General features: G+C 48.6%; 10 protein-coding genes and 2 pseudogenes. All 12 read left to right on the top strand.

Annotated features, from left to right (window positions below; all coding sequences use genetic code 11):
• Positions 1 to 16 precede the first annotated feature (16 nt).
• Complete coding sequence (gene jag / locus K7I13_RS08595) at positions 17 to 727, top strand: RNA-binding cell elongation regulator Jag/EloR (protein WP_255944861.1); 711 nt, start codon at positions 17 to 19, stop codon at positions 725 to 727.
• Positions 728 to 1,537 (top strand): DUF6675 family protein, encoded by an 810-nt coding sequence (locus K7I13_RS08590; RefSeq protein ID WP_255944860.1) that lies wholly within the window; start codon positions 728 to 730, stop codon positions 1,535 to 1,537.
• Positions 1,521 to 2,947, top strand: a pseudogene (gene glpK / locus K7I13_RS08585) (glycerol kinase GlpK); the annotation flags it as partial. The gene K7I13_RS08590 and the pseudogene glpK, both read left to right, overlap by 17 nt.
• A 121-nt stretch (positions 2,948 to 3,068) precedes the next feature.
• Positions 3,069 to 4,160, top strand: a complete 1,092-nt coding sequence (locus tag K7I13_RS08580; RefSeq protein ID WP_255944859.1) for a peptidylprolyl isomerase — start codon at positions 3,069 to 3,071, stop codon at positions 4,158 to 4,160.
• Between the two features lie 620 nt (positions 4,161 to 4,780).
• Positions 4,781 to 6,631 (top strand): SpvB/TcaC N-terminal domain-containing protein, encoded by a 1,851-nt coding sequence (locus K7I13_RS08575; protein WP_255944858.1) that lies wholly within the window; start codon positions 4,781 to 4,783, stop codon positions 6,629 to 6,631.
• Positions 6,585 to 10,646, top strand: a complete 4,062-nt coding sequence (locus K7I13_RS08570; protein WP_255944857.1) for an autotransporter outer membrane beta-barrel domain-containing protein — start codon at positions 6,585 to 6,587, stop codon at positions 10,644 to 10,646. The genes K7I13_RS08575 and K7I13_RS08570 overlap by 47 nt, the downstream gene beginning before the upstream one ends.
• The gene (locus K7I13_RS08565) at positions 10,643 to 14,668 is read left to right on the top strand and encodes an RHS repeat-associated core domain-containing protein (protein ID WP_369413741.1); all 4,026 of its coding nucleotides are present in this window, start codon (positions 10,643 to 10,645) and stop codon (positions 14,666 to 14,668) included. Before K7I13_RS08570 ends, K7I13_RS08565 begins: the two co-directional genes overlap by 4 nt.
• A 65-nt stretch (positions 14,669 to 14,733) precedes the next feature.
• Entirely contained in the window at positions 14,734 to 15,483 is a 750-nt protein-coding gene (locus K7I13_RS08560; RefSeq protein ID WP_255944856.1) for a hypothetical protein, read from the top strand.
• Between the two features lie 41 nt (positions 15,484 to 15,524).
• Positions 15,525 to 15,720: pseudogene (locus tag K7I13_RS15895) on the top strand (RHS repeat-associated core domain-containing protein); the annotation flags it as partial.
• A gap of 468 nt (positions 15,721 to 16,188) precedes the next feature.
• Positions 16,189 to 16,623, top strand: coding sequence for a hypothetical protein (locus K7I13_RS08550; protein ID WP_255944854.1), 435 nt, complete (start codon positions 16,189 to 16,191; stop codon positions 16,621 to 16,623).
• 335 nt (positions 16,624 to 16,958) lie between these two features.
• Positions 16,959 to 18,098, top strand: coding sequence for an RHS repeat domain-containing protein (locus K7I13_RS08545; RefSeq protein WP_255944853.1), 1,140 nt, complete (start codon positions 16,959 to 16,961; stop codon positions 18,096 to 18,098).
• A gap of 158 nt (positions 18,099 to 18,256) precedes the next feature.
• Positions 18,257 to 18,478: a hypothetical protein gene (locus K7I13_RS08540; RefSeq protein ID WP_255944852.1), complete on the top strand. Its 222-nt coding sequence runs from the start codon at positions 18,257 to 18,259 to the stop codon at positions 18,476 to 18,478.
• Positions 18,479 to 18,547 lie beyond the last annotated feature (69 nt).

The raw sequence follows: 18,547 nt of genomic DNA, 5'->3' as shown, positions 1-18,547 counted from the left end.
TATCAGGAGTGATATTATGATACATGAATTTGAAGGAAAAACCGAAAAAGAAGCTATAGAATTAGCCGCGGCAGAACTTGGATTGGAAAAGGATCAGTTTGATGTGGAAATCATCGAAACACAGAAAACAGGACTTTTTAAAAAAGGGCATGTCCGTATTTGTGTGCATACCGATAATGATGTAATGCCGAAAAAGGCTGAGTCAAACGAATCGGAATTTGACAATTCCATGCCAAAGGGGAAGCCCCTGTTTCAGGACCCGCTGCCCAGGGACGATTTTGAAAAAGCGCTTGTTGATTTTGTCGCTTCCGTAATACGGAAAATGGGTTATGATGTAAATGTGGAAATTATGTTCAGGGAAGAAAGAAAAATCGGACTCCGCCTCGATTCCAACAGTTCTTCCATACTTATTGGGCGCAAGGGAAAAAATCTTGACAGCCTTCAGTTACTGGCCAATGTATTCGCGGGACGGCAGGGCCGGGAAGATGTCAGAGTGATTCTTGATACCGAGAATTACCGCATCCGCCGCGAAGAATCCCTGGTCCGGCTTGCCTATACAACCGCCGACCGGGTGAGAATTTCAAAGAATTCCATTCTTCTTGAACCGATGAATCCTTTTGAACGCAGATTAATCCATACCACGCTGAATGATATTGCGGATGTTGAAACCAAAAGCGAGGGCGAGGGTTTATATAAACAGGTACGCGTTTTATTCAAGGGAAGGTAAATGAAGAAACTTTTTTATATACCGTTTATTGTATTTCTTTGTACTTTGTCCGTTTTTGCCCAGGAAAGCACTGAAACGGACATCAGGGCCAAACTGGAAAATATATTTTCATCAGATGAAATTATTACCGAACTGCTTGCTGCAGGCGTAATACAAAGATATACATATAAAGAAAACACCCCCCTGGTATTGACCCCGGACACGGAGCTGGGGAGAGACGCGGTGGCATACTGGCAGGGCGAAGAACCGATGTATGTTAACGAGCAGGTGTATTTATATAAAAAAGGTTCCGGCCACAGCACGGTCCCCGGAGATGAAATCGGGAGAATATCCGTAATACTCCGGTCCGTATCAAAGATAGAAGGCATAACATATTATTCCAATTCAAAAAAGAGAGAAGAAGTATTATATGACAAGTCTTTTGTTGTTGATAATTCCGACACCGGCAGAAAAATCGCCGATCCCGTAGAAGGAAACGCCGACGGGCTGGTTCTTACTGTCCGTCAGAGGGACACCACTTTCGGCGAATATCTGTATCAGTATTCTTACAGGCAGACCGAAGATACTGTAGCCCTGTTCTATTCAAATATTGATACCATGAAATACGGTTTTATAAAACTGATTGCTCCGGGAGAACTGAAAGTGGTTTTATCCGTTCAGGACCTGGGTGATTATCTGCTCATATACGGGTTAATGAGAGGCCGGTTTGCCTCAATACCCGGAATAAAAGATACGGTCCATAAGTCCTTTTCAAGCAGGGTAGAAGCGATCTATAATTGGTTTATAGTACAGTATGAACAGCAGCAATAAGGGATATATCCTTTCCTTTGATCAGGGAACAACCTCCTCTCGGGCAATTCTGTTTAATCATGCCGGGCAGATTGTGTCCCAGGCGCAAAAGGAATTTACGCAGTATTTTCCCTCCCGGGATGGGTGGAACATGACGCCCGTGAAATCTGGGAAACCCAGATTTCAGCCGCGAAACAGGCTGTTATCAGCGCGGGCGTTCAGCCGGAAGAAATTGTTTCAATAGGTATTACCAACCAGCGGGAAACCGTTGTTATGTGGGACAAGGACACGGGAAAGCCCGTATATAAAGCTATTGTCTGGCAGTGCAGAAGATCGACGGAAATCTGTGAAGAACTGATTTCCGCGGGGGTTGATACGCTTTTTCATGAGCGGACAGGACTCAGGCTTGACCCCTATTTTTCAGGAACAAAACTGTGCTGGCTTTTCCGCGAAATCCCAGGACTGAAAGCCCTGGCGGAAAATGGGGAGATCCTTTTCGGTACGGTGGACAGCTGGCTGCTGTGGAATTTAACCGGCCGGCATGTGACTGACATAACCAATGCATCCAGAACACTTCTTTTTAATATTCAGAATGAATCATGGGACGATGACCTCCTTACTATTCTGGGCATCCCTTCCGAAATACTGCCCGAGGTTCTTTCCTGTTCCGATGATTTCGGAAAAACAAAAAAAGAATTTTTCGGCGCGGAAATACCTGTTACCGGAGTTGCGGGCGACCAGCAGGCGGCCCTTTTCGGGCATACCTGTTTTTACCCCGGGATGGCAAAGAATACCTATGGCACCGGCTGTTTTACGCTTTTAAATACAGGGGATACGCCGGTACAATCCAAAAATAACCTGCTGACAACAGTTGCGTGGCGGCTGGGTAAGAAAACAACATTTGCCCTGGAGGGTTCAGTTTTTATAGCAGGCGCCGTTATCCAGTGGCTCCGTGATGAGATGCAGCTTATCAATGCCGCTTCGGAGTCTGAAGAGCTGGCTGTTTCCGTGCCGGATTCAAACGGCGTGTATCTGGTACCGGCCTTTGTCGGTCTGGGCGCTCCGTATTGGGATCCTGACGTGCGCGGCGCGATTTTCGGTATAACGCGGGGAGTTACGCGCGCGCATATTGTCCGCGCGGCCCTTGAAAGCATAGCCTATCAGTCCGACGATCTGTTTACCGCAATGAGCGGGGACTGCGGGACCCCCATTGAAATGCTGAAGGCCGACGGCGGCGCGACGGCGAATTCTTTTTTAATGCAGTTCCAGGCTGACATTTCGGGAATTCCGGTGCAGATACCCCAGGTTTCCGAAATCACGGCCCTCGGGGCCGCGTATTTTGCCGGACTGTATTGCGGGTTCTGGTCGGATATGAAAGAAATAGAAAAAAACTGGCAGATGAAATGCCATTACGCGGCGAATATGAATAACAAGGAAAGGCAGAAACGTATTGATTTATGGCATCAGGCCGTTTCAGCCTCAAGGAGCTATGTAGTCAAATAATTTCAATTATTTGACTATTTCCGATTATAAACGTATAGGAGTATAAAACATGAAAAAGAAATCGTTTATGGTCATTATGATAATAATGCTAGTTGTTATTGCGGGAACCGCAACGGCCGCCGTGCTTATTATAAATAATCAATCCGAATCCATTACAACAGGAGAACTTATTACAATGGACGAAATCCAGGACCCCTCTCAACTCGACAAAGACGGGATGTATGCGACAATCGATACAAACAAGGGAAAAATAGTTCTTGAATTGTATTATAAAAAGACCCCCTTAACGGTTGCCAATTTTGTAGGCCTTTCGGAAGGAACGCTTGACGCGGCCGGAGGAAAGCCTTTTTATGACGGACTGACCTTCCACCGGGTAATTGAAAACTTCATGATCCAGGGCGGAGATCCGAGGGGAAACGGTACCGGCGGTCCCGGTTATAAATTTCCTGATGAATTTGATTCTTCTCTGAAACATGACGGTCCCGGTGTTCTTTCCATGGCAAATTCCGGACCGGGTACGAACGGCAGCCAGTTTTTTATTACCCATGTCGCGACCCCCTGGCTGGACGGGAAGCATACGGTGTTCGGGCGGGTAGTTTCCGGACAGGATGTGGTTGATAAAATCCAGCAGGGTGATAAAATCAATTCCATTACAATTGAACGCAAAGGCCCGGAAGCAAAAGCCTTTACCGCGGCTCAGGCCGATTTCGACAAGTACCTTGCAGGATCAGGATCCCGTGAACGGGCGCGTCTCGAAAACGAACGGAAAGGTACAATAGACTTCATCATGGAAAAATGGCCGAAGGCCGTCAGGGCCGATTCCGGCGTATATTATGTTATTACAAAACAGGGGAGCGGTCCTGCCCTGCGTCCGGGGCAGACCCTGACAATGAAATATAAGGGGACCCTTCTGGATGGAACTGTTTTTGACGATTCCGATATGCACGCGCCAATAGACTTTCAGGTTTCCCGTGGCCAGCTGATTCCCGGGTTTGATTCCCAGGCTCTTGAAATGAAGGTGGGCGAAAAGCGGACAATAATTATTCCGCCTGAACTGGGCTACGGCGCGTCAGGCGTACCCGGCGCAATCCCGGGCAATTCGTTTATTGTTTTTGATCTGGAATTGCTTTCCGCAAAATAGGCGGAAAAAAAATATAGAAGGAAACGGCCCGGTTTATCCGGGCTGTTTTTTTATGGAATGCAATAACATGATTTTTGCCGGTTTATGTTATACTTTTTGCGATTTATTATAGGCTTCATGCAAAAAACCAGCGCATTCCCTGGGCATATAGGATTCTTTGTTATTATAGTCTTTCTCATTTTAAAGAACCCAAGAAAACCTTTCAGGATAGGGTTTTGAACCCCCGGATCTATTTTTTAGCGAATTCCAATACCGTGGCAGCCGGATACAAGTGAACGTTTTACGGAAGGATTTTTTGTTTTCCGGGCGGTTTTTCTTTGAAAACTGTCTTCGGACCGGAAAATGTAAAAATTTATGTTGTGAAAATAAAAAAAGGGCCATATACTGTCTGAAGGAAAAAAAGGACAATTATAAACATTGAGCACCAGACTCGCAGAAAAAACAGTCAGGCAGAATCCTACATACTGTTGGAATAATAACAGTATGTTTATTACTTCAGAATACATGCAAGCCTATCCGCCTTTTCCATATTGCAATTAAAGTTCCAAAAATAAAAGATGGCGCCAGTATTGTTTCCTCAATATGAAGAGACGAACTGGCACATAAAAAAGGTGAAACCTATGACAAGGCACCGGTTTTTCGCGTCATTAATGGGAATCATATATCTGGGGACCCTGAATCCGGTCATTCTGTACGGAGCCGAGCCGGCGGTCTCGCCGTCCGCTCCCGCCATAGCCGAACAGAGCCATGGAGAAGCCATCCGCGCTGAAGCGGGCGGGACCGTCAGCCTCAGCGGCGCCCGGATAGTGATACCCGCCGGGGCCCTTGAGGAAGACACCGTAATCCGGATAACAAAACTGCGGGAAACGGCGGACACCGGTGAAAGCATGATCAATGTGACTTCCGGGGGCGGCGGGTACCGGTTTGAACCGGCCGGCACCCAGTTTCTGAAAGAAGTAACGATAGAGCTGCCGTATGACGTGAAGCTGAACGGAAAGGAAGGCAGTCTTGACGATGTCCGCAGTTACTATTATGACGTAAAGGAAGAACGGTGGATCGTTCTCGAGAAAAAAGGATATGACAAAGAACGAGGTGTCATAGAAAGCGTGACAACACATTTTACTGACATGATAAACGGGACCTTGAGCTTACCTGAGAGCGCGGGACCGATAGATGTGAACCTGAACAGTATCAAGGGGCTTGAGGCGGCGAACGCGTCTGTTGGGGTCGCGAAGCTGGAAGGGCTGGAGGGTACGAGCGACGGGAGCGCGGGATTTTCGCTGAAGCTTGACCTGCCCGGGGGTCGGCGTGGAATGCGGCCCGCGGTGGCTATACAGTATTCGAGCGGCGGGGGAATTGGGATAACGGGGAAGGGATTTGACGTACAGTACGGGAGCCGGATAGAGATAGACACGAGGTATGGGGCGGCGCGGTATGACGGGAGTGACAGCTATACGCTTGACGGAGTGAGGCTGAAGGTCCGATTGACCCGGGTCGGAGAGACGGAGTATGAACGGCTTCGGGAACAGTCATTCAGCCGGATAGTGCATATAAAAACGGAGAGTGAGAATTACTGGGAAGTAACGGAGCGTGACGGGAGTAAGAAGACATACGGGAAGGGAGATGAGAGCTGGGGCGGGAAGGGCTCTACGGAAAAGAACATCTGGTACCTTGAGAAGGAAGAGGACGTATACGGGAACACGATAGTATATGAGTATATAAAAGATGGAGGCTATGTATATCCGTTGGCGATATGGTACACGGGGAAGGGAACTGACAAAGGCCCGTACGTGGTGCGGTTTGAGTATGGGACCGGGCGTCCTGACAAACGGGTGGATATGCGCGGCGGGTATACGCAGGAGCTGGGGTGTCTGCTTGAACGGATAGTGGTAACGGGAGCTGACGGGAATGAGCTGCGGAGTTACGGATTTGAGTATAAAGGCGGGGTTGCTGAAGAACAGTATGTGACAGCGCTGGTCGGCTTTGACCGGGATAGCGTTGAATGGTGGCGGTACGGGTTTGAGTATAACGAGATAGAGCGGGACAAAAACGGCGCGCTTAAATATTTTGCTGATCCGGAGTTTTATGGAAACAGTCCGCTGTGGGTGACGAGTAATGAACAGAGCGGGTCGCAGTTTTCAGCGGGAGCCGGGGTAGGGATCGGCGGTCCTGATGGAATCTATGATTTACGGGTGACGGGCGGGTACCAGTATTCGAATACCAGCAGTACGACGTACAGCCAGTATACGATGGCTGACATAAACGGAGACGGCCTGATAGACACGGTGTGGCAGGAAGGGAACGCATTGTACGCGCGGCTAAATACGGGAAACGGGTTTGAGGAAGCAAAGAGAGTAATAGAAATAACGGGCGGGCTTGACAGCAGTATAGATATAGAGAAGGAAAAGGGAAGCAGCACATCGCATGGGGGAATGTATACGCCGGAGCGGGCGGTCCACTGGCAGCAGTGAATCTTGGCGGGGGCCGAGCTGGTCAAACCAGGAAGGGACAAGCCGGTTAACGAGCAGCCTGATGGACATGGACGGTGACGGACTTGTGGACATAGCGGTAAGCAATGCGGCGTATTATTACAAGAATGTCAGCCGCGGCAATGAGATCAAGTTTGAAAAACGGCGGATAGGGATAGCTGCGGGCGGAAATACGAGTGAAGACACAAGCGATGAGAAAGCGAAGGAAACATATCATGGCGTATATTACATCCAGCGGCCGTTCCGCGCGTGGAAGGCTCCGTACAGCGGAGCGGTAGAAGTCAGCCAGAGCGTAAAGAACAGCGGAACGGGCGAAGTAACAGCCGGGATGTACGCGGACTCCGCGGGTACCCCCGGAGTCAGTATACGGGTGCGCGGAGCGGAAAGCGCGGGACGAAGCGACAGGGTCAGCGTGAACGCAAACGGGCGGCTGTATTACATCCACGATGTGAAAGGTCCTGAAGACGATAAGCGCGATATAAAGGGAAATGACATAGAATGGAACATAGGGATCGCCTACACTCTGATACGGCCGTTCCGTGGGACTGAAGAACTGATACAGTATGCGCCGCCGGAGCGGCTGGAAGTAAGTGAGTATAATGGAACTGATGAAACGGTCCAGGCCGGTCTTGATGAACTGTATATCTACTACAGCCGTGATCCTGATACCGGTATAGCGGACAGCCCTGTGTATAAGCTGCGGGGCTGGAGTGCGGCGGAGGGGCTGCTGAAAGAAACGGGGCGGCCGCGGATACGCGCGGTGCGGAAGTGGCTGTACGGCAAAGGATATTACATCCCGAAGGTGATAGCGAAGAGTACCTTTGAGGTGCTGTACTATTCCGGGGTAATACGGTACGAGAACGAGGCATCGTTCAGCAGCTATTATATATATGACGCGGTGCGGAAGGAATATCGTGCGGCAAACCGGCAGAGTGTGAAGAGTGAGGTAGACCAGATCAGAGCCGCGCTGAGCAGCACCCAGAAAGAATCGATTGTAAAAGGCGTAAAAGAAGAAGGGTTCTCCGCGAGCGAAGAGGGCGGCGAACTTATATATGCGGTCAGCGGCGCTGGTATCCTAAACGGAGAGCGGAGCCGCGGCAGCGAAGGGAGTGTGTATGAGCGCGGATCGTACATAGCGCTGGGAAGCCATGAGGGACAGGCCGTGTATGTAGACAACGGGATACATTACATAGGAGAGACCACGAGCGGATATCCTGTGGAAGTGACTGAAGAGGATGAATTTGTTGAAGTAAAGGTCACGCAGAGGAAAGAGGGGAGAAAAGAAGGAGAAATCACATGGCGGTTCAGCGGATATGCCGGGCAGGCGGAGAAGATAGAAAAAAAAGAGATGGAAGAGCTGTGGAGGGATGAACTGTTTGCCCCGCTGTTTACCCCTGCGCGGAGCGTGTACCGGATAGAAAACAGTTACTGGACAAAGCGAAGCGCAAGAGAAATGAAAGCCCTGTTTGACGAATATGAAGCGCAGGGACTTATAAGTGAGGCGGAGCGGGCAGATTTTACGGGTGTGAATTTTGACTATGAGGCGGCGACATATAAAAGGAAGACACTCACTCCTGAACAGAATTCTGCCGCGAATCAGATTCTGGTGAAGATGGCAGGAGAGAACCCGCTGTTTCCCTGTGTCATAGAGACGCCATACTGGGCGGAAGTCAGCGAGACAGCAGCTGAGAGCATATTCAGCGCGTATCTGCCTGGGGAAGGAGGGCAGATTACCGAGGCAGAAAAGGACACCTTTTTTAATGAATATTTCAGTTATGAAGAAGCGGCATACCTGATTAACAGTGATTTGAGTGAAGAAGCGAAGGAAGAAGCGAATGAACTGCTTGGCCGGATCGAGCGGGAGTATTTTTTCACGATAGCGTTTCCGTGTTATGAAGAGAAAGACGGCTGGTATGAACTGAAAGAAGCGTACAAGGAAGCCGGAAATGAGTATGAAGCGTATCTTAAAAAGATATTAGAAACGTATAAGCTAAAAAAATACCTGCACGTAAGTAAAACGATCCGTTATGACAGCGAATGTGTATACAGCGTGACAGGCGGACGGTATAGCTATCCCGCGCTGGGAAGCGACGGACTATCGGTGATACAGAAAGAATCAGCGGCGAAACTTGAGTGGGACAGCGGATCAGATTACAGCAGAGAAAATGAAGCAGAGCCGAAGCGGTTACAGACAGGAAGCCGGACACTCACCATCAACAGCGACGACCTGTTGTATGGAGGCGTTAAGAATTGGTATTACGGGATGTGGGCCGGAGATGAAGATGTAAACGCGTTCAGTGAAGGCGCCCTGATGAAGCAGCTTGAGGCGGGGGAATTGTATGCAGAAGAAATGAAAAAAAATGACATGAATGAAGAAGAGCGGAACGCGTACATGGAAGCGAAGGGGAAAGAGGCTGAAGAAGAAGCGGAAGAAAAAGAGGCAGCATCGTTCAGCCTGGTGTATACCCTGCCGCAGAAATATGAGGATATAAATGAAGACTATGACGGAAAAATGGGAGAATTAGAAGGGGAAAGCAGACAGGAAATAACGGGGGCCTTGCTGGGGGAGGTATCGATAGAGAGCGAACAGATTGTGAGCTGGGAAAATGGAGAACGGAAGATCGAAACGGAAATAACAACGTACTTCCCGTTTATAAAGGGCGACTATATTCATACGAACCGTGTGGGAGGGCTGGCTTATTACAGCCTGCCTGCGGTGAAGGGCATAGAAGAAGTCATTGGGATAGGGTATCTGAGGAAGAGTACAAATGAGAGTAAAGACAAGGGAGCAACATTCAGCGCGGTAGTGGTGAACGCAAATACGGGTACAAATGTCGGGGAAGGAAGCATGGTGCGGAATTTTCAGGACCTCAACGGGGACGGGATAGCGGACCTGGTGTATATTGAAGGCGGCCGCATGAAAGTGAGATACGGGAGCCGGAGTGAAGACGGACTTGAAAACGGAATAATAAAAGAAAAAGTTACGTATGGAGAGGCACACATTCTGAGCGGGGGCGGAAGCGTATTAAGCCTGACGGAGAATGACATAACAACAAGCGGAGTCGGGTTCAGCGCGGGTCCGAGCATAATTCCGACGCGTGATGAAAAGAGCGGAAAAATAACGGGGCTGAGCGTACCGGGAAACCCCGGGCTGAGCGGAGGGACAACCTCTGCCGAGGGATCAAACAGCCAGAAAACAGGGATGCTGGACATCAACGGAGACGGAATAAGCGATTATATAATAAACGGGACAGCAAGGCTTGGGACCGGAGACGGGTACACCTCCTATACAATAAGCGGGCTGCCGTCCCTGATAAGTGAGAGTACGGTAAAAACGGAAGGAAGTAATTTTGGCATAGGGATAGGAGATGGACGGTCGACCACAACGGCGGCCGTCACCGCAGGCGTGAGCGTGGGAGTAAACACGAGCAGTTCGAAGAGCTTCAATACGAGCATGTTCCTTGATATCAACGGGGACGGGCTGCCTGACCGGGTAGAGAAGGGAGAAGGAAATACCCTGAAGGTGCGGTATAACACGGGAGCAGGCTTTACGGAGGAAAAAAGGATTGCCATGCCAACCTGGAAGAGTGTCCTTCCGTCCTCTATTGGAAGTGCGAGCGACGTCGTGCTTGACCAGGGGAGCCTGATGAGTATGCCGGTCATCGGGGGCCAGTATGGCCGCAATGTCCAGTCGTTTACCGCGGCCCTGGGAGACTTTCTCGAAGCTCACGCCAATGAAATGGACTATTCGGCGACAACAACAATCGGTATAAACGGAGGTGTGAACTCCGGAGGGACAGTCTCGATAAAAGTCTGGGTAATATCAATTAATATCAGCGCGAACGCCAACGCGGGTGTGAACGGGAGTACCGGTACAACAAACGTGACAGTGAAGATGCTGGACATCAACGGGGACGGGTATGTGGACCAGGTCCTGCGCATCCCCAGTATCGGCACGTATGTAAAACTGAATCTGGGGCCCAGGCCGGGCTCCTGAAGAAAATCACGCTGCCGCAGGGCGGGAGCTATGAACTCGCGTATACGGCCGCCGGTAATACGACCGACATGCCGCAAAGCAGGCAGGTGTTAAGCCGGGTAACGCTCCGTGACGGTCTTGAGGATTCAAGCATAAACAGCGGGCGGGAATACATCCGCCGCTTTACATATAAGGACGGCTACTATGACCGGCTTGTCAAGGAATTCTACGGCTTCGGAACGGTCACGACCCGGTACGGCGCGGAAGACAGCGATGATGATCAAAGCCGCACGGAAGTCCGGTATTACAATGACGCGTATTACTCGAAAGGCATGGAAAAAGTCAGGAACAGCTACAATGAAAACGGCGTGCTGATACAAAGCCAGACACAAATAGTTGACCTCGCCCCCTACGCACGGGTAACCAAAACCACTGCCCTCGTCTATGATAAAACTGAAACTGGAGCCTCTATTGAAACAAGACAGCGCTACGCCTATAACAGCTACGGCAATGTGGAATGGCTGTACGATGACGGCGATACAGAGGACACATCGGACGATCTTGAGGCGCGTATCCGCTACTGGCATGATGACTCGAAGTATCTCCACAGCCACCCGTCCCGGATAGAAATCACTGACGCCGACGGGCGGATCATCCGCGTCAGGGAGGGCGACTATAACGAATACGGTTCCCTTGAAACACTCCGGCAGTTCTGGGCCGAGGGGAAACACCTCACACATAAGTTCACCTATGACGGGTACGGGAACATGAGCGGCCTGACCGACAGCGCGGGCGTATACATCGGCTATGTGTATGATAATGTGTATAACCAGTACCTTGAGGAAATCACCCAGACCGGCGGCGGCGAGTCATACGTGAGCAGGATAGCCTGGGACACCTCACGCGGACTCAAGGAAATGGAAACGGACCCGAACGGAAACACGATACGGTACAAATATGACGGGCGCGGGCGGCTCATTGAAGTGCGGACCGCCTATGACACGGGAGCGGTCCCCGCGGTCTCCTATGAATATCACACGCCGACGGGTGCGCGGTGGTACGCGGTTACCTCGAACAAGATAACGACGGACGGCGGCGACGACCAGGTCATGCTCACGGTAGCGGAACTTGACGGAGTCGGGCGGGTCAGGCGGACGGCGAAGGCAGGGGAAGTGTATGACCCGGGGACAAAAAGCGGCCTGCGCGGATGGAATGTCTCGGGTGCGATAGAATACGACGGACGGGGCCGGACAGTCAAAGAAGGCCAGACCTGGTTTGAGGCGGGGAATGAAGGGACAGCCGGGATACCCGCGCTGCTTGAGAAACCCCTTATCCTGAAGCTCCCCACGGAGACAGACTATGACGGGCTTGACCGGCCGGTGAAGGTAACCCTCCCTGATGGAAGCGTGAGTGAAACCCGCTACGGAGTACGTTCTCTTGACGGAGTGAACCGTTCGTACACGGAATCGGTCGACCCGCTGGGTAACACCTCCGTACAGTACCTTGACGGCCGGGATAACATCCTTCGGGTGGAACGGTGGGAAGGAGACAAGACAAAGCTCCTCACAAAGGCGACGTACCTCTACAATGCTCTGGGAGAACTCCTCGAGGCCCGGGACGCGGAAGGAAACCCGGTGACGGTCGAATATGACCTTCTGGGCCGGCGGACCGTCATTGAAAGTATTGACTCGGGACGTGAGGAAAGCGAATACAACGAAAAGGGCCAGCTGTGGAAGGTGACGACCAGTGTGCTCCGGGAAAAGGGAAGGCATGTGCTGTATGAGTATGACGCCTTCGGCCGGATGGTGAGGATCGACTACCCCGAAAGCGAGGACGTATACTACACCTATGGAGGCCCTGAAGCGGCGGGTGAGAACCGGGCGGGCCGGGTTATCAGGGTGGAGGACGAGAGCGGAAGCATCGAGTATGAGTACGGAAGCCTGGGCGAAGTGACGGTTGAGACGCGGACGCTGGGAAGGCGGAGCCATGACCGCACGGGCACGGTGAAGACGGCCGAGATGCGGTACCGGAGCGACTATCTGGGACGCATGGAAGAGATCACGTACCCTGACGGGGAAGTGGTGAAATACGAGTACAACTACGGCGGCGAAGTGGAACGTGTGACGGGCGAGAAGCAGGGCGAGACGTTCACGTACGTTGACAAGATAGGGTATGACGAATGGGGCCAGCGGGTGTATCTGAGGCTGGGGAACGGGGTTGAGACTACCTATGAATATGACGAGAACCGGCGGTGGCTGAGCGGAATAGAGACCGGGAAGGCCGGGACTGTGCTCCAGAACATGAGCTATAGCTTTGACCGGGTGGGAAATGTCTCCGGGTATGAAAACAACGCCGGGACCTATATGACGAAGCAGGACTATACCTACGACAGCCTGTACCAGCTGACGGGAGTGACGGGAGAAAGCCGGGCGTCCGGGGCTAATGAATACCAGGCGGCCTACAGCCAGAGTTACCGCTTTGACGAGGGCGGACTCGGGAATATGATGGAGAAGGTGAGTTCCTCGAGCCAGAGCGACGGGCGGATGCTGGGAGACGACCTAAACTATAGTCTTGACTATGAGTATGAGACCGGTTTTGTGCACCGGGTGGGCCGTATCGGGGGGAGGTATTACCGGTATGACGCGAGCGGGAACCTGACGGCCGAGCAGGACGGGCCGTTCACCGCCGGAGATCCGGTGAACCGGAACTACACGGTGACGGGACTCGGGAACGAGGTCTATGTGACCGACCACGGGTGGGGAATGAGCGAAGACCCCGGCGGAGGAACCGGTACCGGAGGCGCGCAGAGTCCGTGGAAGCGGGAGTATACATGGAACGAGCGGAACCTGTTGAAGCGGAGCCGGGACAGCCGGTATACTGTGGTGTACACGTATGGAGCTGACGGAGAGCGGAGCGGGAAGTACAGTGTGGGAGGAAGCGGGTCGACTGAAAGCGAGACGCTGTACTTCAATAAACTGTGGACGTGGCGGTATGACGGACAGGTGAGCAATGCGGCCGGTCAGAACAGCAAGCACATATATGTGGGAGAGAGCCGGCTGGTAACCAAGATAGGGCGGGCTGACGGGAGCTTTACGGGAGAGGAGCGTGTCAAACAGTACTGGTACCACAGCGACCATCTGGGGAGCGCGCAGTTAATCACGAACGCTGAGGGCGAGGAATACGAGAGGATAGAGTACACGCCGTATGGGGAATTGTGGATAGAGAAGGCGAGTACTGCGAGCAATATAGATATCCCGTATAGGTTTACGGGGAAGGAGAAGGACGAAGAGACGGGGTTATATTATTATGGCGCGAGGTACCTTGACCCGAAGACGAGCCGGTGGCTGAGCACGGACCCTGCGTTGGGCGAGTACATACCGGGCGCGCCGGTAAACGAGGAGGCCAGAAAACGGAACGGGAACCTGCCTGGGCTGGGCGGTGTGTATAACACGGTGAACCTGCATTTGTATCACTACGCAGGGAATAACCCTGTAAAGTATACGGATCCGACGGGACGGAATTCGGAAGATAAAAGGACAAAGGCACGTGACTGGATACAAAAAAATGTTGTCAGTAACACGTCTCTTAATATACCAGTATCACGTCAAATGTATGCTAGAGCACTTCAGAATGTTAATACTCCGTATGTTCAGGGGAAAGGATCAATAGTTGCTCAAAAAATGAGCAATGATACAGATAATTATGCATATAGAACAATAAAAAGCCGTTTATCGGATGGTATTATGTCAGGTTCAGGCGGTAGAACGAAATGGTCTGATATGGATCTTACTTTAGCTATAAATTCTTGTGAATTTTCTTGGTCATTGGATAACTATGATGAAAAAACAAATATAGCTACTGTGACAGTTACTGTTACTGATCATTTTGATTTTAATGAGGATAAAAAAGGTACTCGTAGTTTTTTTGCAGAAAAATTAACAAAAATAGGAAGGGATGCGGAGCTTCCTGAGTATGAAGTAAAAATCACATATGAGCTTAAAATTGAAGTAGTAATGCCAAAAGCAGAGGAGAATAATAATTGATAAAAAAGATAATAATACTTTTAGGTTCATGTTTTTTTCTAATAGGGTGTCAAAAGCATTTTTTTATGGAAGATTTACTTAATGGAGAAATACTTAAACTTTCAAAAGGGAGATATTTTTTACAAAATGACTTGTTTATGGATAGGTTTTATATTTCTTCAGATTATTATATTGAGCTTCCATTTTTGCCTTATGGTTTTTATTTGGTATATGAAGAAAATGACCATTACCCAAGGTTAAAAACTGTACAATCTTTTGAAGATATGCTTTTATATTCCAGACTGGAAATAACAGAACTTTATCTTTATAGTGACGCTATAATAATAAAATCCGAAAAAGAAAAATATACTAAAATTCTTTTTTCCGACCCATTTACAGGATTAGAGATAGTTGATTTTCCAAAAGAGCATACTTCAAAAATAGTTTTTGAAAAACGTGATAAAAGTTTTTTTGGAAAAAACAATTTGATTACTACTGGCCTATGGGGTCTTCAAGATAAAGAATATCTTAAAAAATACAAAACTGATTATGCTACACCATTTATCGATGCGATAATTTCAGTAGGCATATATAAAAATGATAACGTGCCATATTTGATTGGAAAATCACTTTATGCTTTTTTTTGCTGTGATCTCCTTTCTGGAACTGTTACATATTTTAGAGATGAAGAAGATTTCTATAGTTCTCTTAATAGTAGATATACAAATATAAATATGGTTAATACTAGCTATGAGTTCAATTTGTATAAAAAAATAAGTAATAAAGAAAAATATAATATATACTCTATTGAAAACTCCGTAGTGTCAGAAAATTAAAAGTTAAGAATGAGCCTAGAGCATGCAAGTAAAAAAACAGCGACCCGAAGACGAGCCGGTGGCTGAGCACGGACCCGGCGCTGGACGAGTACATACCGGGCGCGCCCATAAACGAGGAGGCCAAAAAGAGAAACCAGAACCTGCCTGGGCTGGGGGGTGTGTATAACACGGTGAAGCTGCATCTGTATCACTATGCAGGGAATAACCCTGTAAAGTATACGGATCCAGATGGAAAAGTGGCAATAGAAGCAGTAATGGCTGGTTTGACTGTTGATTTATCTACTCCAGAGCCTACTGATCTAGTGCCGCAAAAATGGATCGGTTGGGCTGGTGCGATCCTTATTGCTGCATTAATTGATTTAGGAATATATTTGGCCTCAAATAATGCTGAGGCAGATGCTCCCAGTGCTGATGCGGGACCGGAAGATAAGCCAAGAGAAGATCCCGTTAATGGAGTTCTTGAGGGCGCAACCCCTGGGGAAAAAACTAAAGGGCGTACAAAACAATATGAAAAGCCAGGCGGTGCAGAAGGAGCCAATGAAGATTTTGATTCATTAAATCCTCAGAATGTTCAAAATATTAATGATGGTGGACGTACAGGAGAATTACCTGATGGTAGAAAAGTTAATGTTCGAGATAAAAGTTCTGATGGACGTCCTACATTGGAAATTCAAGATGGGAAGAATAGGATAAAGATTAGATATAATGAATAACATGAAAAACAAAGATGCAGATCAAATATCAATTGTTTCTGCTTTTCCTCAAGGGAAATTTGAAATAACTAAGATCATTGATGATGAAAATCTAATGGTATACCTTGAGAATAAAAATGCAGAATTAATAATATCATTTGGAATGGGGGTACTTAGTTACCATAAAATTGAAGAAGAATGTGATTATGATCGTGTAGAGAATTTAATGACTTATCTAAAAGAGAAGAATATTGAATTGAATACTCTCTACCAGATAAGCAATTCATCTATGATAAAAAAAATCACAAGTCAGCCATTAAATCTACTTGATGAAGATCTTATAAAACATTATTTGATCATATCATGTAATTATTTGATGGACATAATAACTATGGATGAATATTCCCTTATCGAAAGTCAGGGTGTCAAACATTCTGAGGACGGGTAAACCAAAAGACGAGGAATGATGACAGGAAAAGCTGTAAGAGGGAGGAAATCTTCAGATACAGCTTTTCTGTTAGAGACGTGAGAAAGGAAATGAGTAGAGCATCGTATACTCTATTATTATAGTATAACATTAGAGTATAAGGCATCCGAAAAGCTAAGTACCCGGACGAGGGGGTAGCGTAAGACCCCTGACTTTGGCTATTAGCCAAAGTCAGGAGGCTGGAGCGAGGGGGAGCCGCGACAGGGAAGCGGTAATCCGAGCGGGCAACGCAGAAAGACTGCCGCACGAGGCGTTCCCCCCTTTACAATAAAAAGAGCCGGGACAGCCGGTATACTGTGGTGTACACGTATGGGGCTGACGGGGAACGGAGCGGGAAGTACAGTGTGGGAGGAAGCGGGTCGACTGAGAGCGAGACGCTGTACTTCAACAAACTGTGGACGTGGCGGTATGACGGACAGGTGAGCAACGCGGCCGGGCAGAACAGCAAGCACATATATGTGGGCGAGAGCCGCCTCGTAACCAAGATAGGGAGGTCTGACGGGAGCTTTTCGGGAGAGGAGCGTGTCAAGCAGTACTGGTATCATAGTGACCATCTGGGGAGCGCGCAGTTAATCACGAACGCTGAGGGTGAGGAGTACGAAAGAATAGAATACACGCCGTATGGGGAATTGTGGATAGAGAAGGCGAGTACTGCGAGCAATATAGATATCCCGTATAGGTTTACGGGGAAGGAGAAGGACGAGGAGACCGGGTTATATTACTATGGTGCGAGGTACCTTGACCCGAAGACGAGCCGGTGGCTGAGCACTGACCCGGCATTGGGCGAGTACATACCGGGCGCGCCGGTGAATGATGAGGCCAGAAAGCGGAACGGGAACCTGCCTGGGCTGGGAGGCATCTTCAACACGGTGAACCTGCATCTGTACCACTATGCGGGAAATAACCCGGTGAGGTACCTGGATCCTGATGGGAGAAGCTCTGAATCAATGCTTCTTGAAACAATGGGAACTGGAGCGGTTGCTGTCCTCGGTGCTGCCGCTGAAGGGATAATCGCGGCGTTAGGAACAGCTATTGGCTGGTTTTCATTAATTGGAGCTGCGATTATAGGTTTGACTTCCTTTTACCCGGTTCCTGAAGATGTTTATAACCAAATGCTTGAAAACTCTGCAAATAATAATCAAGAAGGGGAAAGTTCAAGTGATTCTGCTGGTACCGCTACAAGTGCGGGTGCCGCAGCTGGGGGTACAGCGCAGCCTCCTGATCCAGATCAAAACAATCAAGATAAAGAGCCTACGAAGCGTGAAATAAATGAAGCAAAACGAGAGCTTCAACAGAATAAGAAATTTAGGGACTATTTTCATCGTGAGTATAAACCAGGTCAAAAGAATCCAACGCATAATAGACATAATCCTGATTTGAATCCTAAGCAAATATGGGAAGCATATCAGGAATGGAAACAATTTTTTGGTGATTAGGAGAAGTTCATGTATTCTATATTTAAGGCTATTAAAAATGATATTTCTATTAATTTTATTAACAAAATAGGAATGGAAATGAATAAAAAGAAAGAAAATATTTTTAGGGGGTAAGGAAAGCGCAGGACGGGTTTGCTTGTGAAATATCAGAGTCATATTTGTGGGATGAACAGGTAAAAGAAATAAGCTTTTTTTTAAATACGTTTGATGAAATAATTAAAGAGTTACGAATAAATAAATATGAAGTAATTATTGATATTGCAATTGACAAAGAAGATATTTTGTCACAAGACTTTGGGCTTTTTTTATTTCATAGTTCTGATTTTTTACAAATTTTAAAAAAAGCTAAGGTAGACTATGAAATTTCAATATATAAATAGATGTACGCCTGAACCGAACAAACCGGCAGGGTAAACTGACAGAGAAAAACGAAGAACGATTTCATACAG

The organism is Brucepastera parasyntrophica (genome assembly GCF_022376835.1).
Classification (GTDB): Bacteria; Spirochaetota; Spirochaetia; order Treponematales; family Treponemataceae; genus Brucepastera; species Brucepastera parasyntrophica.
The sequence above is the reverse complement of the archived record's forward strand: the minus strand, read 5'-3'. Positions and strand labels throughout refer to the sequence as shown.

Bases quoted from the DNA above. Each gene is read 5' to 3' on its own strand.
- jag (WP_255944861.1), top strand. From the start codon at position 17: ATGATACATGAATTTGAAGGAAAAACCGAAAAAGAAGCTATAGAATTA.
- K7I13_RS08590 (WP_255944860.1), top strand. From the start codon at position 728: ATGAAGAAACTTTTTTATATACCGTTTATTGTATTTCTTTGTACTTTG.
- K7I13_RS08580 (WP_255944859.1), top strand. From the start codon at position 3,069: ATGAAAAAGAAATCGTTTATGGTCATTATGATAATAATGCTAGTTGTT.
- K7I13_RS08575 (WP_255944858.1), top strand. From the start codon at position 4,781: ATGACAAGGCACCGGTTTTTCGCGTCATTAATGGGAATCATATATCTG.
- K7I13_RS08570 (WP_255944857.1), top strand. From the start codon at position 6,585: ATGGGGGAATGTATACGCCGGAGCGGGCGGTCCACTGGCAGCAGTGAA.
- K7I13_RS08560 (WP_255944856.1), top strand. From the start codon at position 14,734: ATGGAAGATTTACTTAATGGAGAAATACTTAAACTTTCAAAAGGGAGA.
- K7I13_RS08550 (WP_255944854.1), top strand. From the start codon at position 16,189: ATGAATAACATGAAAAACAAAGATGCAGATCAAATATCAATTGTTTCT.